Annotated in this window: 19 protein-coding genes; 7 read left to right on the forward strand and 12 right to left on the reverse strand. The window is 72.3% G+C overall.

What is annotated here, in order from left to right; translation table 11 throughout:
• Positions 1 to 50: 50 nt before the first annotated feature.
• Together OG959_RS12345 and OG959_RS12350 are read right to left on the reverse strand one after the other, a co-directional pair.
• Positions 51 to 1,598 (reverse strand): sensor histidine kinase, encoded by a 1,548-nt coding sequence (locus tag OG959_RS12345; protein ID WP_326658198.1) that lies wholly within the window; start codon positions 1,596 to 1,598, stop codon positions 51 to 53.
• A complete protein-coding gene (locus tag OG959_RS12350) occupies positions 1,595 to 2,326 on the reverse strand; it encodes a response regulator transcription factor (protein WP_326658199.1) in 732 nt (243 codons plus the stop codon). The genes OG959_RS12345 and OG959_RS12350 overlap by 4 nt, the downstream gene beginning before the upstream one ends.
• A gap of 251 nt (positions 2,327 to 2,577) precedes the next feature.
• On the opposite strand from OG959_RS12350, the gene OG959_RS12355 reads away from it, so the two are divergent.
• From OG959_RS12355 to asnB, 5 genes are all read left to right on the forward strand, one after another.
• Entirely contained in the window at positions 2,578 to 4,806 is a 2,229-nt protein-coding gene (locus tag OG959_RS12355; protein WP_326658200.1) for an MMPL family transporter, read from the forward strand.
• A gap of 179 nt (positions 4,807 to 4,985) precedes the next feature.
• On the forward strand, positions 4,986 to 6,266 hold the full coding sequence (locus OG959_RS12360; protein WP_326658201.1) for a beta-ketoacyl-[acyl-carrier-protein] synthase family protein: 1,281 nt from the start codon (positions 4,986 to 4,988) through the stop codon (positions 6,264 to 6,266).
• Positions 6,266 to 7,549 (forward strand): ketosynthase chain-length factor, encoded by a 1,284-nt coding sequence (locus tag OG959_RS12365; RefSeq protein ID WP_326658202.1) that lies wholly within the window; start codon positions 6,266 to 6,268, stop codon positions 7,547 to 7,549. The genes OG959_RS12360 and OG959_RS12365 overlap by 1 nt, the downstream gene beginning before the upstream one ends.
• 95 nt (positions 7,550 to 7,644) lie before the next feature.
• A complete protein-coding gene (locus OG959_RS12370) occupies positions 7,645 to 7,902 on the forward strand; it encodes an acyl carrier protein (protein ID WP_326658203.1) in 258 nt (85 codons plus the stop codon).
• 46 nt (positions 7,903 to 7,948) lie between these two features.
• Positions 7,949 to 9,796, forward strand: coding sequence for an asparagine synthase (glutamine-hydrolyzing) (asnB, locus tag OG959_RS12375; protein WP_326658204.1), 1,848 nt, complete (start codon positions 7,949 to 7,951; stop codon positions 9,794 to 9,796).
• Positions 9,797 to 9,878: 82 nt separating this feature from the next.
• Here the strand turns inward: asnB and OG959_RS12380 are convergent, their stop codons facing one another.
• The 3 genes from OG959_RS12380 to OG959_RS12390 all read right to left on the reverse strand — a co-directional run bounded on the left by OG959_RS12380 (position 9,879) and on the right by OG959_RS12390 (position 13,072).
• Positions 9,879 to 10,874: an acyltransferase domain-containing protein gene (locus tag OG959_RS12380; protein ID WP_326658206.1), complete on the reverse strand. Its 996-nt coding sequence runs from the start codon at positions 10,872 to 10,874 to the stop codon at positions 9,879 to 9,881.
• A 102-nt stretch (positions 10,875 to 10,976) separates the two neighbouring features.
• Positions 10,977 to 12,602 carry a class I adenylate-forming enzyme family protein gene (locus OG959_RS12385; RefSeq protein ID WP_326658207.1) on the reverse strand — a complete coding sequence of 542 codons (1,626 nt, stop codon included), beginning with the start codon at positions 12,600 to 12,602 and terminating at the stop codon, positions 10,977 to 10,979.
• 20 nt (positions 12,603 to 12,622) lie between these two features.
• The gene (locus tag OG959_RS12390) at positions 12,623 to 13,072 is read right to left on the reverse strand and encodes a nuclear transport factor 2 family protein (protein ID WP_326658208.1); all 450 of its coding nucleotides are present in this window, start codon (positions 13,070 to 13,072) and stop codon (positions 12,623 to 12,625) included.
• Between the two features lie 211 nt (positions 13,073 to 13,283).
• Between OG959_RS12390 and OG959_RS12395 the strand changes: the two genes are divergently transcribed.
• Complete coding sequence (locus tag OG959_RS12395; protein WP_326658209.1) at positions 13,284 to 14,279, forward strand: aromatase/cyclase; 996 nt, start codon at positions 13,284 to 13,286, stop codon at positions 14,277 to 14,279.
• Positions 14,276 to 15,901 carry an FAD-dependent monooxygenase gene (locus tag OG959_RS12400; RefSeq protein WP_326658210.1) on the forward strand — a complete coding sequence of 542 codons (1,626 nt, stop codon included), beginning with the start codon at positions 14,276 to 14,278 and terminating at the stop codon, positions 15,899 to 15,901. The genes OG959_RS12395 and OG959_RS12400 overlap by 4 nt, the downstream gene beginning before the upstream one ends.
• Before the next feature lie 101 nt (positions 15,902 to 16,002).
• Here OG959_RS12400 and OG959_RS12405 read toward each other — a convergent pair whose 3' ends face one another.
• The 7 genes from OG959_RS12405 to OG959_RS12435 all read right to left on the reverse strand — a co-directional run bounded on the left by OG959_RS12405 (position 16,003) and on the right by OG959_RS12435 (position 24,138).
• Positions 16,003 to 16,788, reverse strand: coding sequence for an SDR family NAD(P)-dependent oxidoreductase (locus OG959_RS12405; protein ID WP_326658211.1), 786 nt, complete (start codon positions 16,786 to 16,788; stop codon positions 16,003 to 16,005).
• Position 16,789: 1 nt separating this feature from the next.
• Positions 16,790 to 17,890, reverse strand: coding sequence for a Gfo/Idh/MocA family protein (locus tag OG959_RS12410; RefSeq protein ID WP_326658212.1), 1,101 nt, complete (start codon positions 17,888 to 17,890; stop codon positions 16,790 to 16,792).
• On the reverse strand, positions 17,883 to 19,274 hold the full coding sequence (locus tag OG959_RS12415; protein ID WP_326658214.1) for an NDP-hexose 2,3-dehydratase family protein: 1,392 nt from the start codon (positions 19,272 to 19,274) through the stop codon (positions 17,883 to 17,885). Before OG959_RS12415 ends, OG959_RS12410 begins: the two co-directional genes overlap by 8 nt.
• Positions 19,275 to 19,416: 142 nt before the next feature.
• Positions 19,417 to 20,178 (reverse strand): SDR family NAD(P)-dependent oxidoreductase, encoded by a 762-nt coding sequence (locus tag OG959_RS12420; protein ID WP_326658215.1) that lies wholly within the window; start codon positions 20,176 to 20,178, stop codon positions 19,417 to 19,419.
• Positions 20,175 to 21,491 (reverse strand): lipopolysaccharide biosynthesis protein RfbH, encoded by a 1,317-nt coding sequence (gene rfbH, locus OG959_RS12425; protein ID WP_326658216.1) that lies wholly within the window; start codon positions 21,489 to 21,491, stop codon positions 20,175 to 20,177. Before rfbH ends, OG959_RS12420 begins: the two co-directional genes overlap by 4 nt.
• Positions 21,488 to 22,483: an NAD-dependent epimerase/dehydratase family protein gene (locus OG959_RS12430; RefSeq protein WP_326658217.1), complete on the reverse strand. Its 996-nt coding sequence runs from the start codon at positions 22,481 to 22,483 to the stop codon at positions 21,488 to 21,490. Before OG959_RS12430 ends, rfbH begins: the two co-directional genes overlap by 4 nt.
• Positions 22,480 to 24,138: a (2,3-dihydroxybenzoyl)adenylate synthase gene (locus OG959_RS12435; RefSeq protein ID WP_326658218.1), complete on the reverse strand. Its 1,659-nt coding sequence runs from the start codon at positions 24,136 to 24,138 to the stop codon at positions 22,480 to 22,482. The genes OG959_RS12430 and OG959_RS12435 overlap by 4 nt, the downstream gene beginning before the upstream one ends.
• Positions 24,139 to 24,251 lie beyond the last annotated feature (113 nt).

A 24,251-nucleotide genomic window follows, 5' to 3' on the forward strand; every position in this document is an offset into this window, starting at 1 on the left:
GTTCGGATCGGGCCGGAACCCGCGAGCCCGGACGATCCGGACGAGAGGCCCTAAGGGCTGTCCGGCAGCCCGCCGTCCTCGCCCGTGACCGGGCCGCGGGGCACCGCGCGCAAGGGAAGCCGCACCTCCACGGTCAGGCCCTCGCCCGGGGCGGTGACCAGGCGCACCGAGCCGGCATGGGCCTCGACCACCGCGCGCACGATCGACATGCCGAGACCGCTGCCACCGGAGACCCGGGCCCGCCCGGGGTCCGCACGGAAGAACCGGTCGAAGACGCGGTTCGCGTCCTCCTGCCGCATCCCGGGACCCGAGTCGGCGATCCGCAGTACCGCGTGCGTCCCTTGCTCCGACGTCCACAGAGCGACCGGGGACCGGGCCGGTGTGTAGGTACGGACATTGCTCAGCAGGTTGCCTATCACCTTGCGCAACTGGGTCTGGTCGCCCAGGACATGGACGTGTCCCTCGGACTGCACGGTCACCGGGCGGTCCGGCTCCTGCGCACGCAGGTCCGCGGCGCCGTCACGGACCAGCTGTGTCAGGTCGACCGGCTCCATGTCCGTGCGGGGCGCGTGGTCGAACCGCGCCAGCGTCATCAGCTCCTCGACGAGGTGCGCCATCCGGTCCGCTTCGGCGGCGATCCGGTCCCGGGCCCGCTCCTGCTCCTCCTCGCTCAGCATGCCCCGCGCGAACAGCTGCGCGTACCCACGGATCGTGGCGATCGGAGTCCGCAGCTCGTGCGAGGCGTCCGCGACGAACTGCTGCAGCTGCTCGGTCCCCTGCTCCCGCAGGACGAAGGCGGACTCGACCTGATGCAGCATCGCGTTGAGCGCGTTGCGCAGTTCGACGACCTCGCTGCTACTGCCCGCCCGGCTCACCCGTCGTGTCAGATCACCCTCGGCGATGGCGGACGCGGTCTGCACCATGTCCTGCAGCGGCCGCAGTTGGCGCCGGGCCGAGAACAGGGAGCCCGCGGTCAGCAGGGTCAGCAGGACGGCGGCGGACAACGCCTCGAAACCGATGAAACGGAACACGGCGTGCCGCACCCCGTCCAGCGGGATCGCGCTCACCAGCAGCCCCCCGTCGGACAGCTGGATGACACCGATCCGGTACGCGGCCCCGTCCGCACCCACATCGACGGTCCTGCCGTCGCCGGATGCCGCCAGGGACGCCGGGTCGTGGGTCGCGGCAGCGATCTCGCGCCGCTCCTCGGCGGGCCGCCCCGCGGCGTGCGCGCAGCGCGCCACCGGCGTACCGGAGGGTGAGAGCACGACGAGCCGGTGCTGGGTGAGCGCCAGCAGCGGCGAGCCGCCCGCGCGGCCGTCGGCAGCGGTGTCGGCGCAGGCCTGGATCGCGGCCGCGTCGGTCGTCAAGGACCTCTGAACCAAAGCCCGTTGATGCGCAAGCGTGTCGTCGATGTCCCCGACGAGCACCGCGTACATGCTGACCAGGCTCGCCACGACGGCGAGCAGCAGGCCGACGCTGAAGAGGACGATGTTGGCCAGGGTGAGCCGGCCGCGCAGCGACTGCGGGGCCCGCGGGTGCCATGCCGCGGGCCTGTCGCCTCCGGCCCCGCTCCCCCCGTCCCGGGGTGCGCTCACCGGCCGGCCGCCGACCGCAGCCCGTAACCCACACCGCGGCGCGTGACGATCAGAGGCGCTCCGTGCCGGTCGAGCTTGCGCCGGAGGTAGCTGACATACGTCTCCACCACGCTGGACTCGACCGTGCTGTCCCAGCTCCACACGTGCCGGAGGATCTGCTCCTTGGGGATGATCCGGCCCGCGTTGACCAGAAGGTAGTGCAGCAGGTTGTACTCGGTGGGGGTCAGCTGCACCGGGTGCCCGGCCCGCGTCACGGTGTACGTCGCCTCGTCCATCTCGACGTCGGCATGGGTCAGCACGCGCGGGCGCAGGACCTCCCTGCGGCGCGAGCGGCGCAGCACGGAGCGTACGCGGGCCAGCAGTTCGTCGACGTTGAACGGCTTGGTGACATAGTCGTCGCCGCCGAGCGCGAGACCTCCGACGATGTCCTGGGGAGCGTCCCGGGCGGTCAGGAAGATCACCGCGGTGTCGTCCAGCCCCTCGTTTCCCTCGTCGGGACGCAGCGCCCGGCACACCTGCCAGCCACTCATGTCGGGCAGCATCACATCGAGGAGCACCAGATCCGGCCGTCGGGCACGGCCGAGGTCGATGGCCTCCTGCCCCGTGGCCGCCGTGAGCACCTCGAAGCCGTGGAACCGCAGCGTGATCCCGAGAATGTCAGCGATGCCCGGCTCGTCCTCGACGACGAGCACGGTCCCTGCCCCGTGGCCCCGCTTCTCCGCGTCCATGCCCCCAGTATTTCCGCCCCACCTCGTGGATACCTGGGAGATCACACACAGAAAGCTTGGAGTTCCCTGAGAGCGCCCGATCCCCCTTGCCGGTGATTCCTCGGGCCCCGAACTCTGTTGGCCTGCGCCGGTGTTGCCGGAAACAGATGCGGGACGGTCGTACGCCTTCCGGCGCCCCCGCATCTCTTCACCTTCTGACGGCGCTTCCTTCCTATCAGTTCTCCCCCTGATGAAGAGCGGAGTGGTCGACGGTGGGTACATGGGCACGCTGGTGCTACCGGCACAAATGGCTGGTGGTGCTGACCTGGGTGGTGGCCCTGGTCGGACTGGGAGCCGCGGGCACCTCGCTCGGCAGCTCCTACGAGAACGTCTTCGACCTGCCGGGCACCGACTCCTCGCGGGCGATGAAGCTGCTGGAAAGGGAGTTTCCCGACCAGTCCGGTGAGGCCGACACCGTGGTGTGGCGGACCACGGACGGATCGGTGCGCGACGGCGCGGTCCGGCACGCGATGACCGCGGCGCTCGCCCGGGTCGAAGGGCTCGCGGACGTGGTGGGCGTGGAGAGCCCCTACAGCGCGGAGAACGCGAGCCGGATCAGCGAGGACGGCCGGATCGCCTATGCGACGGTCACCTTCGGGAAGCCCGGTGAGAAGCTGACCGCCGCGCAGATGAAGGACGTCGTCGACACCGCGCGGGCCCCGGCCGGACCCGGGCTGCAGGTCGAACTGGGCGGAGGCGCGGTTCAGCTGGCCGAGGACGGCACTCCGCACCTGAGCGAGCTCGTCGGGATCGTGGCCGCCGCGGTGGTCCTCTTCCTCGCCTTCGGCTCGCTGTTCGGCACCCTGCTGCCGATCGTCACCGCCGTGTTCGCGGTCGGCATCGGCTCGTTCCTGGTCAGCCTGCTCAGCCATGCGGTGCAGATCGGTGAGCTGTCGCCCGTCTTCGCGGTCCTGGTCGGCCTCGGCGTCGGTATCGACTACGCCCTGTTCATCGTCACCCGGCACCGCAGGGCCGTCATCCGGGGCAGGAGTCCCGAGGACGCCGCAGCCGAGGCCGTGGACTCCTCCGGCCGGGCCGTACTCTTCGCCGGCGGCACGGTGTGCATCGCTCTGCTCGGCATGATCGTCCTCGGGATCACCTTCCTCAACGGACTGGCCGTCGCCTGCGCCCTGACGGTCGTGGTCACCGTGGCCGCCGCCGTCTCGCTGCTGCCCGCGCTGCTCGGAGTCCTCGGCCGGCGGGTGCTCAGCCGCCGCGAACGCCGCCGTCTCGCCGCGGGCGACGGCGCGCCCGGGGAGCCCGGCGGACCCTCCGCGCGCTGGGCCGCCCTCGTCGAGCGGCGCCCGCGGATCCTCGCCGTCGTCGTCCTCGCCGTGACGGTGGCCCTCGCCGTGCCCGCTCTCTCGCTCCGCCTCGGCAGCTCCGACCAGGGCAACGACCCCGCCGGGACCACCACACGGCAGGCCTACGACCTGCTCGCCGAGGGCTTCGGTCCCGGCTTCAACGGGCCGTTCGCGATCGTCACCGAGGTCTCGGGCTCCGCACCCGACCAGCAGGCGTACAAGAACCTGGTGTCGGGCCTCGAGGCCGACCCGGGTGTCGCACAGGTGCAGGCGATGCCGCTGCGGCCCGGGACGCGGACCGGCATCATGCAGGTCTTCCCGACCACCTCTCCGCAGTCCGAGGAGACCGACGAGCTGATCGACCGGGTGCGGGCCGACATCATCCCGCGAGCGCGGCAGGGCAGCGGGATGCACGCGTACGTCGGCGGGATCACCGCCGTCTACAAGGACTTCTCCTCCACCTTGCAGAGCAAGCTGCCGCTGTTCATCGGTGTCGTCGTCGCGCTCGGGTGCGCGCTGCTCCTGCTCGCGTTCCGCAGCATCGTGGTGCCGCTCACCGCGGCGGTGATGAACCTGGTCGCCGCCGCGGCCTCGTTCGGTGTGCTGGTGGCCCTGTTCCAGTGGGGCTGGGGCGGTGAGGTGCTGAGCGCAGGCCGTGCCGGACCCATCGACGCCTTCCTGCCGGTCATCATGATCTCGCTGTTGTTCGGCCTGTCCATGGACTACCAGGTCTTCCTCGTCAGCCGGATGCGCGAGGAGTGGGTGAACACCGGTGACAGCGCCCACGCGGTGCGGGTCGGGCTCGCTTCCATCAGCCGGGTCATCTCCGCGGCCGCCGTCATCATGATGTGCGTCTTCAGCGCCTTCATGCTCAGCGGTGAGCGGGTCACGGCGATGTTCGGCCTCGGCCTCGCCGCCGCCGTCGCCCTCGACGCGTTCCTGTTGCGCCTGATCCTCGTCCCGGCTCTGATGTTCGTCTTCGGGAAGGCGAACTGGTGGCTGCCGGCCTCCGTCGACCGGTTCCTGCCGCCCTTCGCCATCGAACCCAGCGAGACCGCCGCCGCGCCTTCGGTGGCGCCGGCCGGGGACGGGGCCGGGCCGCCCGCCGCGGCGACCGCGAAGGCCGCTCCTCGCTGACCCGCGGTCCCCGGCGGACGGGCCCGGGCAGACCTTCGGTCCTCGGGCCCGCCCGCGGTGCGGCCGGGCGGTCCGAGGCGGGTTCGAGGCCAGCTCAAGAGCGTCTGCACAGACTCGCCTCAGGAACCCGGCACAGGACGGGACCTCCCAGGCAGTGATCGATCTCGGAGGGGGCTGCAGTGCCAGCAGATCCAGACGCACGGCGAGTGGTGGTGACGGGAATAGGAGTGGTGGCCCCGGGTGGCATCGGCACCAAGGCCTTCTGGGAGCTGTTGACGGCAGGGCGCACCGCCACGCGCACGATCTCGACGTTCGACGCCGGTCCGTTCCGGTCGCGCATCGCCGCGGAGTGCGACTTCGACCCGGGGGCCGCGGGGCTGACCGCCGAGCAGATCGGCACCTGGGACCGTACGACCCAGTTCGGCTATGTCGCCGCCCGCGAGGCGCTGGAGGACAGCGGCCTCGCGGGTGAGTCCGATCCGCTGCGTACCGGTGTGATGCTCGGCAGCGCCTGCGGGATGACGATGAGCCTCGACCACTGGTACTCGGTCACCAGCCGCCGGGGCTCCACCTGGCTGGTCGACCAGGAGCTCGGCTCCCCGCACCTGTACGACTACTTCGTGCCGTCCTCCATGGCGTCCGAGGTCGCCTGGCTGACCGGCGCCCAGGGCCCGGTGAGCATCCTCTCCAGCGGCTGCACGTCCGGCATCGACGTGATCGCACACGCCGCGGACCTGATCCGCGAGGGCTCCGCCGACGTGATGGTGGCCGGGGCCTCCGACGCGGCGATATCGCCCATCACGGTGGCCTGCTTCGACGCCATCAAGGCGACCTCACCGCGCAACGACGACCCGGAGACCGCCTCCCGGCCCTTCGACCGCACCCGTGACGGCTTCGTGCTCGGTGAGGGCGCCGCCGTCCTCACCCTGGAGGAGCTGGGGCACGCCCGCCGTCGCGGGGCCCGGATCTACGCGGAGGTCGCCGGGCACGGCACCCGGTGCAACGCGTACAGCATGACCGGGCTGCGCGAGGACGGGCTGGAGCTGGCGAACGCGATCGACGCGGCGCTCGACCAGGCCCGGCTGAACCCCTCGGACGTCGGCTACGTCAACGCCCACGGATCGTCGACCAAGCAGAACGACCGGCACGAGACGCAGGCGTTCAAGACCAGCCTCGGCCGGCACGCCTACGACACCCCGGTCAGCTCCATCAAGTCGATGATCGGGCACTCCCTCGGCGCGATCTGCGCCCTCGAAGTGGCCGCTTCCGTGCTGACCATCGAGCACTCGGTGATCCCGCCGACCGCGAACCTGCACACGCCCGACCCGGCCTGCGATCTCGACTACGTACCCCTGGTGGCGCGTGAGCAGCGGGTCGACACGGTGCTCAGCGTGGCAAGCGGCTTCGGCGGCTTCCAGAGCGCCATGGTCCTCACCCGTCCGGACGAAAGGGCCGCCTGATGAGTACGGACCCCGGCCTCCTCGGCGAACGGGCCACCGCGCCCCGGGCCGCGGCGCACCCCCTGCGGGCGGTCGTCACGGGCATCGGCGTCATCGCCCCCAACGGCATCGGGACCGAGGCCTACTGGGACGCCACCTTGCGCGGGACCAGCGGCATCGACCGCGTCACCCGGTTCGACCCCGCGCAGTACCCGTCCCGGCTCGCGGGCGAGGTGAACCTCGACGTGACGGGGCGGGTGCCCGGGCGGCTGCTGCCGCAGACCGACCGGATGACCCGGCTCGCCCTGATCGCCGCGGAGGAGGCCCTCGCCGACGCGGGCGCCGACCCGCGGCAGATGCCCGACTTCGCCGCGGGGGTGGTGACGGCGGGCTCGGCGGGCGGCTTCGAGTTCGGGCAGAAGGAGCTCGAGGCGCTGTGGAGCAAGGGCGGCCAGTACGTCAGCGCGTACCAGTCGTTCGCCTGGTTCTATCCCGTCAACACCGGTCAGATCTCCATCCGGCACGGGATGCGCGGCCCCGGCAGCGCACTCGTCGCCGACCAGGCAGGCGGACTCGACGCGATCGCCAAGGCACGACGCCACGTACGGCAGGGCACCCCGCTCATGCTCACCGGCGCCGTCGACGGCTCGCTGTGCCCCTGGGCGTGGATCTGCATGATGAGCTCGGGGCGCCTCACCACGGCCGAGGACCCGCGCCGGGCCTATCTGCCCTTCGACCGTGACGCCGGCGGCCACGCCCCCGGCGAGGGCGGGGCCCACCTGGTCCTGGAGGACGCGGAGGCGGCCCGCGCCCGCGGCGTCGACCGCCCGTACGCGGCCATCGCCGGGCACGCGTCCACCTTCGACGCCCGCCCGGGAACCACGGAGCCGGGCGGGGGCACCGGGCTGCTGCGGGCCGCCCGCATCGCCCTCGCCGACGCCCGCGTCGACCCGTCCGACGTCGACGTGGTCTTCGCGGACGCGGCGGGCAGCTCCGACCTCGACCGGGCGGAGGCCGACACGCTGGCCCGGTTGTTCGGTGCCCGCGCGGTGCCGGTGACCGCCCCGAAGACCATGACCGGCCGGCTGCTCGCCGGCGGCGGCCCGCTCGACGTCGCGACAGCGGTCCTGGCGATGCGGGACTCCGTGATCCCGCCGACGGTCCACGTCGACCACGAGGCCCACCGCGAGGCGATCGACCTGGTGCGGGAGACCCCGCGGCAGATGCGGATCGACACGGCGCTGGTCCTGGCGCGCGGGCACGGCGGATTCAACTCGGCGCTCGTCGTCCGCAGAGTGCCCTAGGGGCTGTCCCGGCATCGCGATCGGGATCACGTCCCATCACCACGACCGATCAGCACACCGCACACCACACACCGAACTCCGAAAGGAACTACGTCATGGCCCATTTCACCTTGACCGACCTCACCCGGCTGCTGCGCGAGTGCGCGGGCGAGGACGAGGACGTGGATCTCGACGGCGACATCCTCGATCTCACCTTCGAGGACCTGGGATACGACTCGCTGGCCCTGTTCAACACGGTGAGCCGGATCGAGCGGGACTACGGGGTCGAGCTGGGTGACGAGGTGGTCGTCGAGGCCAAGTCCCCGCGTGACCTTCTCGCCCGCGTGGACACGTTGCTGTCCCACCAGGTGTGACCGACTCGTCCCCTAACCGCTGAAGACCGACGAAGGGTGTTGGGATATGTGCGGCATCGCCGGCTGGGTGGCATTCCAGCGTGATCTCACACAGGAACGTACGACCGCCCAGGCGATGACCGACACCATGGCCTGCCGCGGCCCGGACGCAGAGGGCCTGTGGCTCGACCGCCATGTGGCCCTCGGGCACCGCCGGCTGTCGATCATCGACCTGGAGGGCGGCAGACAGCCGATGGCCGCCCTCTCCGACAGCGGCGAGACGCTCGCCGTGCTGACCTTCTGCGGCGAGGTCTACAACTTCCGGGAGCTGCGCACGGAACTGACCTCCCGCGGACACCGCTTCCGTACCCGCAGCGACACGGAGGTGGTACTGCGCGGGTACCTGGAGTGGGGCGCGTCGGTCGCCGAACGGCTGCGCGGCATGTTCGCCCTGGGGGTGTGGGATGCGCGCAGCGAGGAGCTGATCCTCATCCGTGACCGGATGGGAGTGAAGCCGCTCTACTACTACCCCACCGCGGACGGTGTCCTGTTCGGCTCCGAGCCCAAGGCGGTCTTCGCCAACCCGCTGGCCGTACGGCGTGTGGGCGCCGAAGGGCTCTGCGAGGCGCTCGACATGGTCAAGACCCCGGAGCACGCCGTATACACGGGGCTGCGGGAGGTGGGGCCCGGACGGCTCGTGCGGATCACCGCGTCGGGTGCGCACCACACGCGGTACTGGCAGTTGGAGGCGCGCGAGCACACGGACGGTCTGGCGACGACGGTCTCCACGGTCCGTGGGCTCCTGGAGGAGATCGTCGACCAGCAGATGGTCGCCGACGTTCCGCTGTGCTCGCTGCTCTCCGGTGGCCTCGACTCCTCGGTCGTGACGGCGCTGGCCGCTCGGGCCGGGGGCGGGGACGGACCCGTGCGCTCCTTCTCGGTGGACTTCGCGGGCGACCCGGACCGCTTCCAGCCGGACGCCGTGCGTGGTTCGGCCGACGCGCCCTTCGCCCGGGAACTGGCTGCGCACGTGGGAGCCGATCACGCGGAAGTCCTGCTGGACAGCCAGGAGTTGAGCGACCCGGAGGTGCGGGCCGCGGTGCTGCGCGCCACCGATCTGCCGCCGGCGTTCTGGGGCGACATGTGGCCGTCGCTGTATCTGCTCTTCCGGGAGATCCGCCGCCACTCGACGGTGGCGCTCTCGGGCGAGTCGGCGGACGAACTCTTCGGCGGCTACCGGTGGTTCCACAACCCCGCCGCCATCGGGGCCGACACGTTCCCCTGGCTGACGTCCGGATCGTCACGCTACTTCGGCGGGCTCGGGCTGCTCGACCGCGGCCTGCTCGACAAGCTCGACATCCCGGAGTACCGCAGGGGCCGCTACCGCGAGGCCCTGGCCGAGGTGCCGGTCCTGCCCGGCGAGGACCCGGTCGAGCGCCGGATGCGCGAGATCACCTACCTCAACCTCACCCGCTTCGTGCAGACCCTGCTGGACCGCAAGGACCGGATGAGCATGGCCGTGGGCCTGGAGGTCCGGGTGCCGTTCTGCGACCACAAGCTGGTCGAGTACGTCTTCAACACGCCCTGGGCGATGAAGAAGCACGACGGCCGCGAGAAGAGCCTGCTGCGCTCCGCGGCGTCGGACCTGCTGCCACGGTCCATCGTGGAGCGGGTGAAGACCCCCTACCCCGCGACACAGGACCCGGGGTACGAGGCCGCGCTCCGCGTCGAGCTCGCGCGTGTCCTCGCCGACGCCAACGCGCCCGTCCTGCCGCTGCTCGACAAGGACCGCGCCCGACGGGCCCTCGCCCGGCAGGCCACGGACGTCAGCCGCTCGTACGACCGGGGCGGTCTGGAGATGGCGCTCTGGCTGAACCGGTGGCTGGGCGAGCAGAACGTGACGCTCGACCTGTAAGGCCACGGGTCCGGCCGTTCCGCTCCGGCCGGACCCCGTCCCCGAGGCCGTGGACCCTCGCACGAGGGTCCACGGCCTTGTCTCATGTACCGGCCGGCGCCGCCGCCCCGGCCAGCCGCTCCACGGCGGCGAGCCACGCCTCGTACGTCCCCGGCGCGTGGGAGGGCAGCAGCGCGACCACCTCGCTGCGGCCCGCGCGTACCTCGGGGTGGCGGCGGGCGAACAGGGACAGGCCGCGGCCCGGTCCCGTCTCCACCAGGGTCCAGGGCCCCTCCCGCAGCAGCGCGTCCAGGGCCGGCCAGAAGAACACCGGGCGGCTGAGCTGCCCCGCCCAGAAGCGCGGGTCCACGGCCTCGGCGGCCTCGACGGGGCGCGCGGTACGGGTCGACTGGACGCGCAGGGCAGGGGCGTGGAGCGGCTCACGGGCGAACGCCTCGATGAACTCGGCGGCCGCCCCTTCCGTGGCGGGACAGTGGAAGGGCTGCAGGGCCGGTACGCGTCGAGCGGCGAGGCCCGCCCTGCGCAGCGAGCGGGAGGCGTGCGACAGGGCCTCCTCGGGACCGGCGAGGACGGTCTGGGCGGGGGCGTTGACGGCCGCGAGCGCGATCCGGCCCGGGTCACACGGGTCGATGTCCTCGGTCCAGGGCGCCAGTGTCTGCGGGGGCGCCGCGACGGCCAGCATGCCGCCGGCCGGGACCTTCGCCATCGCCTCCGTCCGCGCGAGCATGATGCGTGCCGCCGACGGCAGGTCGAAGACGCCGGCCAGGGCGGCCCCCGCGAGTTCGCCGACGCTGTGGCCGAGCACGGCCCTCGGGTGCACGCCCCGGCTCCGCAACGCACGGCCGATCGCGTAACCGAGGGCGAACAGAAGCGGCTGGGAGCGCGAGGCGTCGTCCAGCGGGACGGCGGGCGTGTCGGTGAGCCAGTCGTCGCGCAGCGCCCGGCCCGGCGCACCCATGAGGTCGAAGAAGCCGTCCAGGGTCGCGGTGAACTCCGGTTCTCTGCCGTACAGTTCGCGGGCCATGCCGGGGTGCTGGGCGCCCTGGCCCGGGAGCAGCAGGGCTATGGGGGCGGTCACGGTGAACTCCTTGTCGTCCGGGGCAGCGGTCGGGCCCTGCCGCGACGGGGAGACGCGGCAGGGCCCGGGAATGCGGGGCTGGATGGATGGGGCGGGCGTCGGTCAGGCGGCGTCCGCCCGCTCCCGCAGCCGCTTGCGCAGTTCGGCCCGCTGGATCTTGCCGCCGTTCGCCGTGCGGGGGATCGCCTCGACGAACTCGACGTCGTCCAGATGCTCGTAGTAGGGCAGCCGGTCGGCGACGAAGGCGGTCACCTCCGCGGCCGTCACCGTCGCGTCGCGGCGCACGATCACGCCGTGGGCGACGGCCCCGCTCAGCGGGTGGGGCGCGTCGACGACCGCGCAGTCGGCCACGCCGGGGTGGCGCAGCAGCACCCGTTCGATCTCCGTGGGGGACACCAGCCAGTTGTCCCGCTTGAAGACGTCCTTGATCCGGTCGACGACGAAGAGGTAGCCGTCCTCGTCGACCCGGCCGATGTCGCCGGTGGCGAGCCAGCCCTCGGCGTCGAGGTCCTGGCCACGGTCCCGGCCCAGGTAGCCGAGCATCAGCTGCGGGCCGCGCACCTCGATCTCGCCGATCTCCCCGGCCGGCCGCGGACCGCGCGACTCCACGTCGACGATCCTGATCTCGGTCCCGGCCACGGGCGGCCCGCTGGAGCGCAGCTTGGGCCGGTCCGGCAGATCGCAGGTGACGAGCGGCGAGGTCTCCGCGAGCCCGTAGCCCTGGATCACCGGGACCCCGAAGTGCTGGGTGAGGGCGGTGGTGGCCTGTGGGGGCATGGTCGAGCCTCCCGAGAGCACGGCCCGCAGGGTCGGCGCCTCCAGGTCCCCCAGTCCGGGATCCCCGGCCAGGCCGATGAGTCGGACGGGGAGGCTGTAGAAGTGCGTGGTGCGGTGCAGGGCCGCGATGCGCATGGCCGCCACCGGATCCCCTTCGGGACAGAGCACGAGCTTCGCGCCCGCGGACACCGCCGCCGTCAGGTGCATGAGGTGGAAGGTCGGCAGCTGGTCGAGGAGGACCGAGGTCTCGTCCAGTGCGTGCGCGTGCACGATCTGCGCGGCGTTCACCGTCAGGTTCCGGTGGGTGAGCCGGACTGCCTTGGGCGCACCGGTCGTTCCGTTGGTGAACTGGAGGCAGGCGACGGTCTCGGCGGTGTCCGTGCCGGCTGCCGGGGCCTCGAAGGCGGGCGCCTGTGCCATCAGCTCCCACAGCGTGGGCAGCTTCTCCGCCACCGGACCGAGGTCGTCGTCGCGGTGCGTCAGGACGATCTGCCGCAGTTCGGGCAGCCGGCCGCGGACCGGCTCCAGGTTGCGGTACGCCTGCGGTGTCAGCACGGCGATACGGGCTCCGCTGGTGCGCAGCACGTGCACCAGGCCGTCCTCCCGCAGCAGCGGGCTGATCAGCGCGCTCGTGTTGCCGGAGCGGGCGATGCCGTAGAAGGCCACCGGGTAGGCCGGGTCGAGGGCGGAGGCGACCGCCACGGTGACGCCTGTTCCGCCGGCCGCCGCGCGGATCGCGGCCGCGCAGCGGTCGGCCTCGGCGTCCAGTTCCGCGTACGTCCACTCCCGGTGCGCCGACCGCGCGTCGGGGCCGGTCGCGCACAGTGCGGTGCGCCCGGGTGCCCGCCGGGCCGACTGCGCGAGGACATCGTCCACACGGGGGCCCGCCGGCAGGCCGGCGAGCGCGTCCAGGGGGGCCCCGGCGGTGATGCCGTTCCCGTCGGTGCGCACCGCCTGCTCCTGCGCCGGCCTCACGGACGGGACAAGTCGTCGCGGAGCACCTGGCGGTGCCTGACCAGGAGACGGCCCTGTTCGCGGACGAGGATGTCGTCGCAGCTGGTGCTCAGATGCACTGCGGACCGGCCGCCCCGGGGCGTGTTGATCACCAGGGCGTAGCTGCGTGCGAGGATCGTGCCGTCCTCCTGTTCGGACACCTCCAGCATGCCCAGCCAGTGCCGGCGCTGGACCTTCTGGTCGGCCAGGGCCTGGCCGGCCTTGCGGGCGCCGGCCTCGATGACCGCCCGGCCGATCTGCGGTTCGGGGTGTGCGTTGGCCGCGAAGACGCCGTCCTCGGTGAAGGTGGCGGACCAGCCCGCGGCGTCGTTCTCGTCGAGCAGGTGCATCTGGCGTCCGTAGAAGTGCTGGACCTCCAGGTAGAGCGCGCTTCCGGTGCTCTCGGCAGGTTTCGCTGGTGCTGACATGCGTGTATCTCCCGTCGTACGGGGCCGTGGCGGCGCGGTGATGACGGAAAGGCTGGCAGCGGGTACTCGAAGCGCTCTTGAGCGCCGACCGGGCGCCGGGGGCGGACCGCTCCAGGTGACCGCGATCGAGGATCGAGCGGGACTCGGCACAGTGACCGGACGGATTTTCCCTGTTCCCGTGTTCCCGCCCGCCCAGAGAGGACGGCCGACCATGGCATCGACCGGAACGCCCCGCACCGGTAAGCACCTGACCAGGCACGAGACCGAGATCGCAGCGTCGGCACAGCGGGTGTACGACATCATCGCCGACGCTGCCGCGTGGCCTCTGCACTTCACCCCGACGATCCATGTCGAGCGCACCGCGCTGGGCCCGGCCGACGAGCGCCTGGAGATCTGGGCGAACGCGAACGGCGAGGTCAAGCACTGGACATCGCACCGCGAACTCGACGCGGCGAAATACCGGGTGACCTTTCGCCAGGAAGTCTCCTCGCCACCCGTGGCGTCGATGGGCGGCGAGTGGATCGTCGAGCCTCTCGCCGAGGAGAGCTGCCGGCTCGTGCTGCTGCACGACTTCGACGCCGTCGGCGACACCGCCGAGAACGTCGCGTGGGTGGAGCGGGCCACGGACCGCAACAGCAGGACCGAGCTGGCCAACATCAAGGCGCTCGCCGAGGAGTGGGAGCGCCGTCAGGAGCTGGTGTTCTCCTTCGAGGACTCGGTCGTCGTCCACGGCTCGCCGGAAGAGGTGTACGACTTCCTGTACGACGCCAAGCGGTGGAGCGAGCGGCTTCCGCACGTCGGCAGCATCGACCTGCGCGAGGACGTCGAGAACGTCCAGCAGATGTCCATGCTGACGGTCACCGCTGACGGCTCCTCGCACACCACCGAGTCGGTCCGCGTCTGCTTTCCCGCGACGCCCGACGGTGCGCCCGGGGACGTACCGGCCCGCATCGTCTACAAGCAGCTCGTCCCGCCGTCGTTGATGACCGCCCATCTGGGGACGTGGCGGTTCGAGCCGGTCCCCGGGGGCGTCCGCGCCACCTCCGCGCACACGGTCACGATCAACGAGGCGACGATCGCCCGGGTCCTCGGCCCGCAGGCCGGGGCCGACGACGCCAAGCAGGCGGTCCGCAACGGTGCCGGCGGCAACAGCCGGGCCACTCTCGGCCTCGCCAAGGAGTTCGCCGAGGGGCGGGACAAGCGGTGACCGAGGTCCTCGTCGCCGGCGCAGGGCCGGTCGGTCTGACCGTCGCGCACGAGCTGCTGCGGCGGGGGGGCGCGGTGCGCATCGTGGACCGGGCGGCCGCCCCCGCCGTCACCAGCCGCGCCCTGGCAACGCACGCCCGAACCTGGGAGATCTTCCGGCAGATGGGGGTGGCCGAGCACCTGCTGCCGCGCGGACAGCGCGTCGAGCACTTCAGCATCCATCAGAACGGCCGCCGTCTGATCCGCTTCGACACGAACTACGACGCGCTGCCCACGCACTACCCGTACTCGGTGATGGTCGACCAGGTCGTCACCGAGGAAGTGCTGCGTGAGCGGGTCGTGGCGCACGGCGGACGGATCGAATGGGGCGTCGCCCTGGAGACGGTCACGGGCGGGTCCGACCACGTCGAGGTCCGGCTCCGGCACGACGGGGGCAGGGTCGAACACCTCACCGTTCCCTGGCTGGTGGGCTGCGACGGCGGCCGCAGCACGGTGCGCAGGCAACTCGGTCTGACGCTGCTCGGCGACACGACCGAGGTCTGGCTCAACGCGGACGTCGTCATCGAGGGCGCCGGCCTGGCCCGCGACAGCAACCACCTCGTGCGCAGCGGCGCCGGCGCCCTGCTCCTCGTCCCCTTCCCGGACCGGGACAAGTGGCGTGTCGTCGATACCGAGGACGCCTCCGACCCCGATGACACCGAGGCCGTACGGGCCCGGCTCGAACACAAGCTGGGCAAGGCCCTGCGCAAACCGGCCCGGGTGGCCGCGCCGACATGGGTGTCCGCGTTCACCGTGCAGCAGCGCATGATCCAGAAGATGCGGGTGGGGCGCTGCTTCGTCGCCGGTGACGCGGCGCACGTACACAGCCCGGCCTCCGGCCAGGGCATGAACACGGGGATCCAGGACGCGTACAACCTGTCCTGGAAACTCGCGGACGTCGTACGCGGCCACGCGGACGAGGCGCTGCTGGACAGCTACGGCGCCGAGCGCGTGCCCATCGGCAAGGTGCTGCTCGGCTCGACACGCAAGGCCGCCGCCCTGGTGACCCTGCGCAATCTGGCGGCGCCGTTGGCGCTGCCGGTCGGCCTCGGTCTCCTCAACGCCGTGAAGCCGCTCAAGCGGAAGATCGAGCACAAGATCGTCGGGGGGTTCTGCGGCCTGGCGCTGCACTACGAGGACGGACCGCTGACCATGACGAGCGGATCGGGACAGCGGCAGCGCGGGATCATACCGGGACACCGGGTCGAGACCTCTCAGCGGGTGGCGCGGGAGAGCCCGGGCTGGGCAGCGCTGCGCGGCGAACTCGTCGACTCACGCTGGCACTTGCTGGCCTTCGCGGCCGCCGCGGACGACGCCGAGGACCTGGTGCTGACGCTCAAGCACATCGACCGGCGCTACGGGGAGGCCGTCTCCGTGCGTACGGTCGTCGAGGGGCCCGCCGGCGACGGGCTCCCGCACGCCATGCTGCCGCTCGCCGACCCGGGCGGGGTACTGCGACGCGATCTCGCCGCGCAGCCGGGGGACTTCGCGCTCATCCGGCCCGACGGCTACCTCGCGGGCGGCGGCCCGCTCCAGGGGGTCTCCCAGGCGACCGCGGCGCTTCGGGCCTGTGGGCTGACCTGATCCCGCGGAAGCGGCGGGCGCCGGCCCAGGAGGCATGACGAAGCGGCACCACCGGTCGGACCGGTGGTGCCGCTTCGTCATGCCGGGATCGTGGTCCAGGATCAGTAGTTGCCCAGGCCTCCGCACACGTTCATGGCCTGGGCGGTGATCGGGGCCGCCGCGTCCGTGGTCAGGTACTCGACCAGCCCCGCGACCTCGTCCGGCTGGGTGTAGCGGCCGAGCGGGATCTTCGCGTTGAAGCGCTCCAGGACCTCGTCCGTGGTGATGCTCCAGGTCTCCGCGTAGCCCTCGCGCACGCGGCCGGCCATGGGCGTCTCCACATATCCGGGGCACACCGCGTTCACGGTCACACCGGTCTTGGCGAGTTCCAGGCCGAGCGCCTTGGTGAGCCCCACGACGCCGTGCTTGGACGCCGAGTACGGCGCGCCGAAGACGACGCCCTGCTTGCCGCCCGTGGAGGCGATGTTGATGACCCGGCCCCAGCCGCCCTCCAGCATCCCGCCGGTGGTGAGCACGCTCCTGGTCACCCGGAACACGCTGTTGAGGTTGGTCTCGATGACGTCGTCCCACAGCTCGTCCGTGATCTGCGCGGTGACGCCACCGCCGCTGCGGCCCGCGTTGTTGACGACGACCTCGACGGTGCCGAAGGCCGCCACCGCGGACCGTACCAGCGCGTCGACGCCGGAGGACGAACGCACGTCGGCGACCGCGCCGTCCGCCGTCACGCCGGTGGCGCGCAGGCGCTGCACGGTCGCGTCGACCTGTTCCTTGTCGCGGGCGCAGAGGAACACCCGGTGTCCCGCGGCGCCCAGGCGCTGCGCGACGGCCAGTCCGATGCCGCTGGTGCCTCCCGTGACGAGAACGGTGCGGCCGGTCGATTCGCTCATGTCAGACACCTCTTGGCTCGTGGCGGACCGCCTGCGCGGCGGCCCGGACTGTTTCGTCGTGTGCGTCACCGTCGCAGCGCGGACTCGAAGAGGTCTCGAAGGACTGTCGAGGGACGCCCGGGGCCATGGAACCGGCGGCCGACACGGCGATGGCATGCAGCAGCTCGGCCTGGCGCAGGCAGACAGCGGCATGCGGGGCACGCCCCGCGCGCACGGCCGCGGCGAACCGTGCCACGGTCCCCAGCACCTGATCGTGCGCGTCGAGCGTGTGCCGCTCGGTGCGTCCGTCGGCGGCGCGCAGGGTCACCGCCGGCCGGTGGTCCCCGGGCGGTGTGAAGGCGTGCTCCAGCCGGATCACCCCGGTGGAACCGGCCAGTTCGTACACCGAGCGGTAGGCGTCGTCGATGCCGTAGGAGACCTGCGCGAGGACACCGGCGGGCGTCCGCAGCAGTGCCGCTCCCCCGGTGTCGACCAGGGCGCCCTGCGTGCGGGAGGCGGCGGCGCCGACGACGTCCAGGTCCGTGCCCAGCAGTTCCAGAGCCGCGCGCACGGGATACACCCCGGTGTCCAGGAGCGCCCCGCCGCCGAGCTCGGGACTGAGCCTGATGTCGCCGGGCCGCCGCGCGGGTACGGTGAACACCGCGTGGAACGAGCGGAGTTCACCGATCGCCCCGGCGTCCGCCAGGCCTCGTATCCAGGCGTGCTGCGGATGGTGGACGAACATCACGTTCTCCATCAGCACCAGGCCACGGTCCGCGGCGAGCGCGAGCAGCTCCCGGGTACGGACGGGGTCCGTGGTCAGCGGCTTCTCGGCGAGCACGTGCCTGCCCGACCTCAGTGCGCGCTCGGTCCATTCCGCGTGCAGGGCCGCGGGCAGCGGCAGGTAGACCGCGTCGATGTCGTCCCGTTCGAGGAGGGCGGCGTATCCCCGAACCGGGCAGCCTCCGAAGCGGTCGGTGACCTCGGCGGCCCGGCCGGCCGTCCGGCTCGCGACTGCGGTGACCCGGGTGTCCGGACAGGCCTCGAACGCGGGCAGCAGCCGCCGCCGTGCGATCTCCGCCGTGCCGAGGACCCCGATGCGCAGTGGGCGGCGCTCAGCCACGGCTGTCCGCGATGCCTGCCGCGTCGAGGCACGCGATCAGGGTGCGGGCCTGCACATTGACGTAGTGGCCGTGCCGGAGCAGTGACGTGAGCTGGCCGGGTGTCACCCAGGCGAAGCCCGGCGGGGCCTCGTCGGGGACGTCGTGCTCCGCCGCCTCCACCAGGAGGTGACGGCTGACCGCGTTGAGGAACCGTCCGCCCTCCTCCGAGTGCACCGCCTCGTACCGTACGCGGGAGGGGGCGGCCGACAGCACGGCGTCGAGGAACGGGACGCGCTCCCCCTCCGGGGTGTCCCTGTGGTTGCCGGGAGTGCACTGCACGGTGGGCCCGAGCTCGACCGTGTCGAGGAATCCGCCCTCCACCCGCGCCCGTACCAGCACATGGAGCGAACCCTGGAACCGGCGCAGCAGGAAGGCCGTCACACCCAGCCCGCGCGGCTCGAACAAGGGCTGTGTCCAGCCGGTCACCTCACGGTTGCCCGCCTCCACGGCCAGCGCCACCATGCGGAAGTAGCGGCCCCGCGTCTCCTCGACGGCGTACCGGCCCCGCTGCCATCCGGGCAGCCCCGCCAGCGGGACCCGCTCGGTGCGCACCTCGTGCCGGGCCCGCTCCTCGGTGAACCAGGACAGCACCTCCAGGTCGGAGTGGAGCGGGCGGGAGCCGCCCCGGCGTCCCAGCGGGGCACACGCCAGGACGGTTCTGGTGTCCATGTTGACGGTGTTGTCCCGGTGCAGCAGTCGCGCGATCTGGCCGAACGTCAGCCAGCAGAAGTCCTCGTCGAGAGGGATCTCGTCCCGGGTCTCGACGATCATGTTGCGGTTGCTCTTGCGGTAGAACCAGGAGCCGTGCTCGGACTGCAGCACGTCGGCGAGGACCCGGCCGCTGCGCGGCCGCTGGAAGTGCTCCACGTACTTGACCGTGGCCCCGCCGTGCGCACCGGTGTAGTTGCTGCGCGTGGCCTGCACCGTGGGCGAGAGCTGGAGCAGACGGGGGTTGCCCGGCTCCATCTTCGCCTGCAGCAGGCAGTGCAGTACCCCGTCGAACTCCTTGACGAGGATGCCGAGTACGCCGATCTCGGGCTGGACGATCGTGGGCTGGTGCCAGGTTCGGTACGGACCGTCGGACGAGGTCACCCGCAGTCCCTCGACGGTGAAGAACCGGCCGCTGCGGTGCACCAGGTTGCCGGTGTCCGACGCGAACGACCAGCCGTCCAGTTCGTCGAACGGTATCCGGCGGGTGCGGAACCGGTGGGCCGCCGCCCGCCGGCGCAGCCAGCCGACGACGTCCTCGGTGCGTGTCCAGGCCCCCTCGGCCGCGGCGAACGACCGGGCGATCCGGGCGGCGGCCCCCGTATCCGCGCGGGGTGCCAGGGCGGTGCGGCTCATGAGCGCGCCCTCCCCTCGGGGGCCGGCGGCGCCGGGAGATGGAAGCGGGACGGTTCGGTCCAGGTGGTGAACAGGACGCGCACGACTCCTCCAGTCTGGGGACAAGCCTTGGGATGGGGGTGGGGCCCGGGCCTGCCGCGGGTCAATGCCCGCCGGCCACGGTGACGGCCTCTCCGGTGGTGTTGCCGTTGGCGGCCGAGCACAGGAAGACGACCGTGCGCGCGATGTCCTCGGGGCTGCTGAGCCGGCCCGTCGGGGTGACACCGGTCTCCTGTTCCAGCAGGGCGGGGGGCAGTCCGGCGACGACGCGTTCCGTCAGGGTCAGCCCTGGGGCGACGACGTTGACGAGGACACCATCACGGCCCAGGTCCCACATGAGGCTGCGGGCCAGACCGTGCAGGCCGGCCTTGGTGGCGCAGTAGAACTCCGTGCCGCGGTGGCCGCGGAGCGCGTTGTGCGAGGAGATCAGGACGATCCGGCCCCAGCCGCGGGCGCGCATCCCGGTGACGGCGTGCTGCACCGTGCGGATCACGGGCGCGAGGTTGTCCTCGACGACCGGCAGCCACTCGCTCTCCGGCACGTCCTCGAACCGGGTGCCGGGCGCCCGCCGCACCCCCCATCGGAAGGCGTTCGCGACCAGGATGTCCAGGGCGCCCCAGCGGCTCTCGACCGCGGCGACCGCCCGCGCGGGAGACTGCGGATCGTCCAGTGCGTAGGGCACCGCGAAGGACCGGCCTTCGGCCGCGCCCAGTTCGGCCGCCAGTTTCTCGGCGGCCTCCGCGTCCGTCCGGTAGGCGACCGCGACGCGGGCACCCTCGGCCGCGAGGGTGTGGGCGATGGCCCGGCCGATGCCGCCGGTCGCGCCGGTGACCAGGGCGGTGCGCCCGTCAAGACCGAGATTCATGGCCGTGCCTCCACGAACTCCCGTACCGACGCGGCCACGTAGTCGAGCATCTCCTCGGTGAGCCCCGGGTAGACACCCACCCAGAAGGACTGCTCGGTGACGATGTCGCTGTTGCGCAGGTCCCCCGAGATCCGGTGCGGCCGGCCGTCGTAGGCGGGGTGCCGGGTCAGGTTCCCCGCGAACAGCAGCCGGGTCCCGATCCGGCGGGCTTCCAGGAAGGCGACGAGTTCGCGTCGGCCGAAGGGCGCGTCCGGATCCACGGTGATGATGAATCCGAACCAGCTCGGGTCGCTGCCCGGGGTCGCCCGGGGCAGGATCAGGTGCGGTACCCCGTCCAGCGCGTCCCGCAGATGGCGCCAGTTCCGCTTCCGGGCCTCGACGAAGGCGTCGAGCCTGGCGAGCTGGGTCAGGCCGAGGGCGGCCTGGAGGTCGGTCGCCTTCAGGTTGTAGCCCACGTGGGAGAAGATGTACTTGTGGTCATAGCCCTCCGGCAGCGACCCCATGCGGTAGTCGAACCGCTTCAGGCACTTGTTGTTCTCGCCGGGCTCGCACCAGCAGTCACGCCCCCAGTCGCGCAGCGACTCGACGACGCGGGCGAGTGCCAGATTCGAGGTGAGCACGCAGCCGCCCTCGCCCATGGTGAGGTGGTGGGCGGGGTAGAAGCTGACGGTGGTGAGATCGCCGAAGGTGCCGGTGAGGCGGCCTCCGTAGGTGGAGCCGACGGCGTCGCAGTTGTCCTCGATGAGGAACAGGTCGTTCTCGTCCGCCAGTTGGGCGATCTCGGCGGCCGGGAAGGGGTTGCCCAGGGCATGCGCGAGGAAGATCGCCCTGGTACGGGGGCCGATGGCCGCGGCGACCCGGTCCGCGGTCGTGTTGTACGTGGCGAGGTCGATGTCGACGAAGACCGGGACCAGGCCGTTCTGGAGGATCGGGTTGACGGTCGTGGGGAAGCCGGCCGCGACGGTGATCACCTCGTCGCCCGGCCGCAGCGCACGGTCCTCCAGGGAGGGTGAGGTGAGCGCGGCCATCGCGAGCAGGTTCGCGGAGGAACCGGAGTTCGTCAGATGCGCCTTGCGCCGCTTCATCCGCCGCGCGAACGCGGACTCGAACTGCCGCGAGCTGCGGCCGGCGGCGATCCGCATCTCCAGGGCGGCTTCCACCAGGGCGACGCGGTCCTCCTCGCCGAGGACCGCCCCGGAGGGCCAGATCTCGGTCACCCCCGGTACGAACTCGGCGTCCGTGGCCCGCTCCTGGTGGTACTTGCGGACGTGGTCGAGGACCAACGCCTTGTGTTCGGCCTCGCCGTTGCTCATGCCATGCTCCTTGTCGTTCCTCGTGAGTCGTGGTGGGCGAGCAGGTCGCTCAACGAGCGGTCCAGCGGGATGCGGGGATGCCACGCGAGGAGCCGTCCGGCGCGTGTGATGTCGACCTGCTGCCAGGCGGCGCGGCCGCGCCCGGCGCCGTTCGCCCGTCCTTCCGTGTCGTCGACGAGCTCGACCGCGTGGGTGCGCGGGCCGCTCAGCTCGATCAGCCGGGCGACCAGCTCCCGCACACAGACCGCCTCGCCGCGACCGATGTTGAGGACCTCTCCGCCGAGGCCGCCGCGCCAGGCCGCCGCGACCACGGCTGCGGCGACATCGCGTGCGTCGACGAAGTCACGATGGGTTTCGAGCGGCGCGAGGCGCAGGGTCACCGGTTCCTGCCCGGCCCGGCCCGCCTGCGCAAGGCGGGCGGCGATGGTGCCGAGCAGGCTCTGCGGCGGCGAGCCGGGACCCGACACATTGCTGATCCGCAGCACCACGCCGTCGACCGCGCCGCTCCGCGCTGCGCGCAGCACCGCCTCGGAGCCGATCAGCTTCGTCTCGCCGTACGGTCCTCGCGGTGCGGGCCGCAGGTCCTCGGCCAGTGCCAGGCCGTTCGGCACGGGGCCGTACTCATGCACCGAACCGAGGTGGACGAGCCGTACGGGGTGGTGGAGTGCGGCCAGGGCGGCGACGAGCCGGCCCGGGAAGCCGGCATTGCTCTCGCGCATCTGCCGCGCGTCGGCGCCCCAGACCGCACCGGCCGCGTTGACCACGACAGCGGGCGCGACCGCGTGCAGGAACGGACCGAGGCGGTCAGGTCCGCCCTCGGTCCGGCCCGCCGCCGTGACCCGTGCGCCGGCCTCGGCGAACGCGGTGCGGACGTGCCCCCCGAGAAAGCCGCCTCCGCCGAACACCACCACGCGTGAGCCGCGCAGGCCGTCGGCATCGGGGGGCCGTCCGGCATCGGGGAGGTGCGCGGGCCTGCGGTCGGCTCCGGTCACCGCGGTTCCGCCGTACGGGCCGCCAGCTCGGCCGCCAGCGCCTTCTTGTCCGGCTTGCCGACCGCGGTCAGGGGCAGCGCGGTGAAGAGCTCCAGCCTCTCGGGGATCTTGTACCGGGCGACGCCCCGGGCGTTGAAGAACTCACGGATCGCCACCAGCCCCAGCGTGGTGCCGGGATGGAGGACCACGCACACGGCGACGCGCTCGCCGAGCTCGTCGTCGGACGCGCCGACGGCCGCGACCTGCTGCACCTGCGGCAGCCCGTAGAGCAGGTCCTCGACCTCCTTGGCGGAGATCTTCTCGCCGCCCCGGTTGATGAGGTCCTTGACGCGCCCCTCGACGACGACATGGCCGGAGGGCAGCACGGTGACGACATCACCCGTGCGATACCAGCCGTCGGGTGCGAAGGCGCGCGCGTTGTGCTCGGGCGCGCGGTAGTAGCCGCGGATCGTGTAGGGGCCGCGGGTCCACAGCTCACCGGAGGATCCCGGCGCCACGGGACGGCCCTCGCCGTCCACGACGAGGAGTTCGTCCCGGTCGCTGAGCGGGCGCCCCTGCGAACCGGTGACCAGTTCCTCCGGATCGTCCTGGCGGGTGTAGCACAGGAGGCCCTCGGCCATCCCGAACACCTGCTGAAGGCGGCAGCCGAGCACGGGGGCGATCCGCCGGGCGAGACTGGGGGCGAGCGGCGCGCCGCCCACCTGGATCAGTTCGAGTCCGGCGAGGTCGCGGACGTCCGATTCCCCTGTGCCCACCGACGTCATCCAGCGCTGCGCCACCGCGGGGACCACCGCGGTCACGGTGACGCCCTCGTCGCGGATCCGGGCGAACGCGTTCTTCGGTTCGGGCGACGCGGTCAGCACCGCCCTGCCGCCCGCGATCAGCGCCCCGAGGACGCCCGGGCAGGCGAGCGGGAAGTTGTGGCTCGCGGGCAGCACGCACAGATAGACGGTGTCCTCACCGAATCCGCAGATCTCGGCGCTGCGCCGCGCGTTGTAGAGGTAGTCGTCGTGGGTGCGGGGGATCAGTTTCGGCGTGCCGGTCGTCCCGCCGGAGAGCAGGAACAGCGCGATGTCCCCGGGGTCCGGCGCGGCCGCGTCGAGGCGGCCGCGCAGCGCGTCCGGATCGGCGCCGGGCTCGGTGAGCGGGCGCAACGGCACGCTGCCGGTGCGCCGGGGTTCCCCGGCCACGAAGACCCGGCGCAGCGCGGGCCGGCCGGCGGCGACGGTGTGCGCCATGGCCTCGTGATCGTGGCCGCGCCAGCGTCCCGGCACGATGATCGCCGCCGCGCGCGCGAGGTCGGCGAGTTCGGCCACCTCGTGCTCGCGGTGTGCGGGCAGCAGCAGCACGGGACGCACCCCGAGCCGGGCGCAGGCGAACAGGGTGAGGAACAGGTCCCGGAAGTTGGGCAGTTGAACGAGGACGTTGTCTCCGGGCCGCAGCCCGTGCGCGGCAAATCCGTCGGCGAGGGCGTCGCAGCGGCGGGCCAGCTCGGCGGCGCCGATGGCGCCCTCCTCGTCGGTGAGCACGGTGTGGGAGGCCCCCTGCTCGCGCGCGGCGAGCAGCCACGGCAGTCGCCCCAGCGGAGTGCCCTGCCACAGCCCTTCACGGCGGTACATCGCGACCGACTCGGCCGGCCACGCGGTGAGCACCATCTGTCCCCCTCGTACGGGATGTCTCGTCGACCCTGCGGACGCCTCCGACGGTGCGGCACAGGCCTAGGCGGGGGGTCGAGCGGGCCTTGAGCCGGGCGCCGGAGCGGGCCGTT

It is taken from the genome of Streptomyces sp. NBC_00385 (genome assembly GCF_035917155.1).
GTDB lineage: Bacteria > Actinomycetota > Actinomycetes > Streptomycetales > Streptomycetaceae > Streptomyces > Streptomyces poriferorum.

Coding starts and splice junctions, on each gene's coding strand:
- OG959_RS12365 (WP_326658202.1), top strand. CDS start 6,266: ATGAGTACGGACCCCGGCCTCCTCGGCGAACGGGCCACCGCGCCCCGG.
- OG959_RS12405 (WP_326658211.1), bottom strand. CDS start 16,788: ATGAGCGAATCGACCGGCCGCACCGTTCTCGTCACGGGAGGCACCAGC.
- OG959_RS12415 (WP_326658214.1), bottom strand. CDS start 19,274: ATGAGCCGCACCGCCCTGGCACCCCGCGCGGATACGGGGGCCGCCGCC.
- OG959_RS12420 (WP_326658215.1), bottom strand. CDS start 20,178: ATGAATCTCGGTCTTGACGGGCGCACCGCCCTGGTCACCGGCGCGACC.
- OG959_RS12390 (WP_326658208.1), bottom strand. CDS start 13,072: ATGTCAGCACCAGCGAAACCTGCCGAGAGCACCGGAAGCGCGCTCTAC.
- OG959_RS12370 (WP_326658203.1), top strand. CDS start 7,645: ATGGCCCATTTCACCTTGACCGACCTCACCCGGCTGCTGCGCGAGTGC.
- OG959_RS12435 (WP_326658218.1), bottom strand. CDS start 24,138: ATGGTGCTCACCGCGTGGCCGGCCGAGTCGGTCGCGATGTACCGCCGT.
- OG959_RS12395 (WP_326658209.1), top strand. CDS start 13,284: ATGGCATCGACCGGAACGCCCCGCACCGGTAAGCACCTGACCAGGCAC.
- rfbH (WP_326658216.1), bottom strand. CDS start 21,491: ATGAGCAACGGCGAGGCCGAACACAAGGCGTTGGTCCTCGACCACGTC.
- asnB (WP_326658204.1), top strand. CDS start 7,949: ATGTGCGGCATCGCCGGCTGGGTGGCATTCCAGCGTGATCTCACACAG.
- OG959_RS12350 (WP_326658199.1), bottom strand. CDS start 2,326: ATGGACGCGGAGAAGCGGGGCCACGGGGCAGGGACCGTGCTCGTCGTC.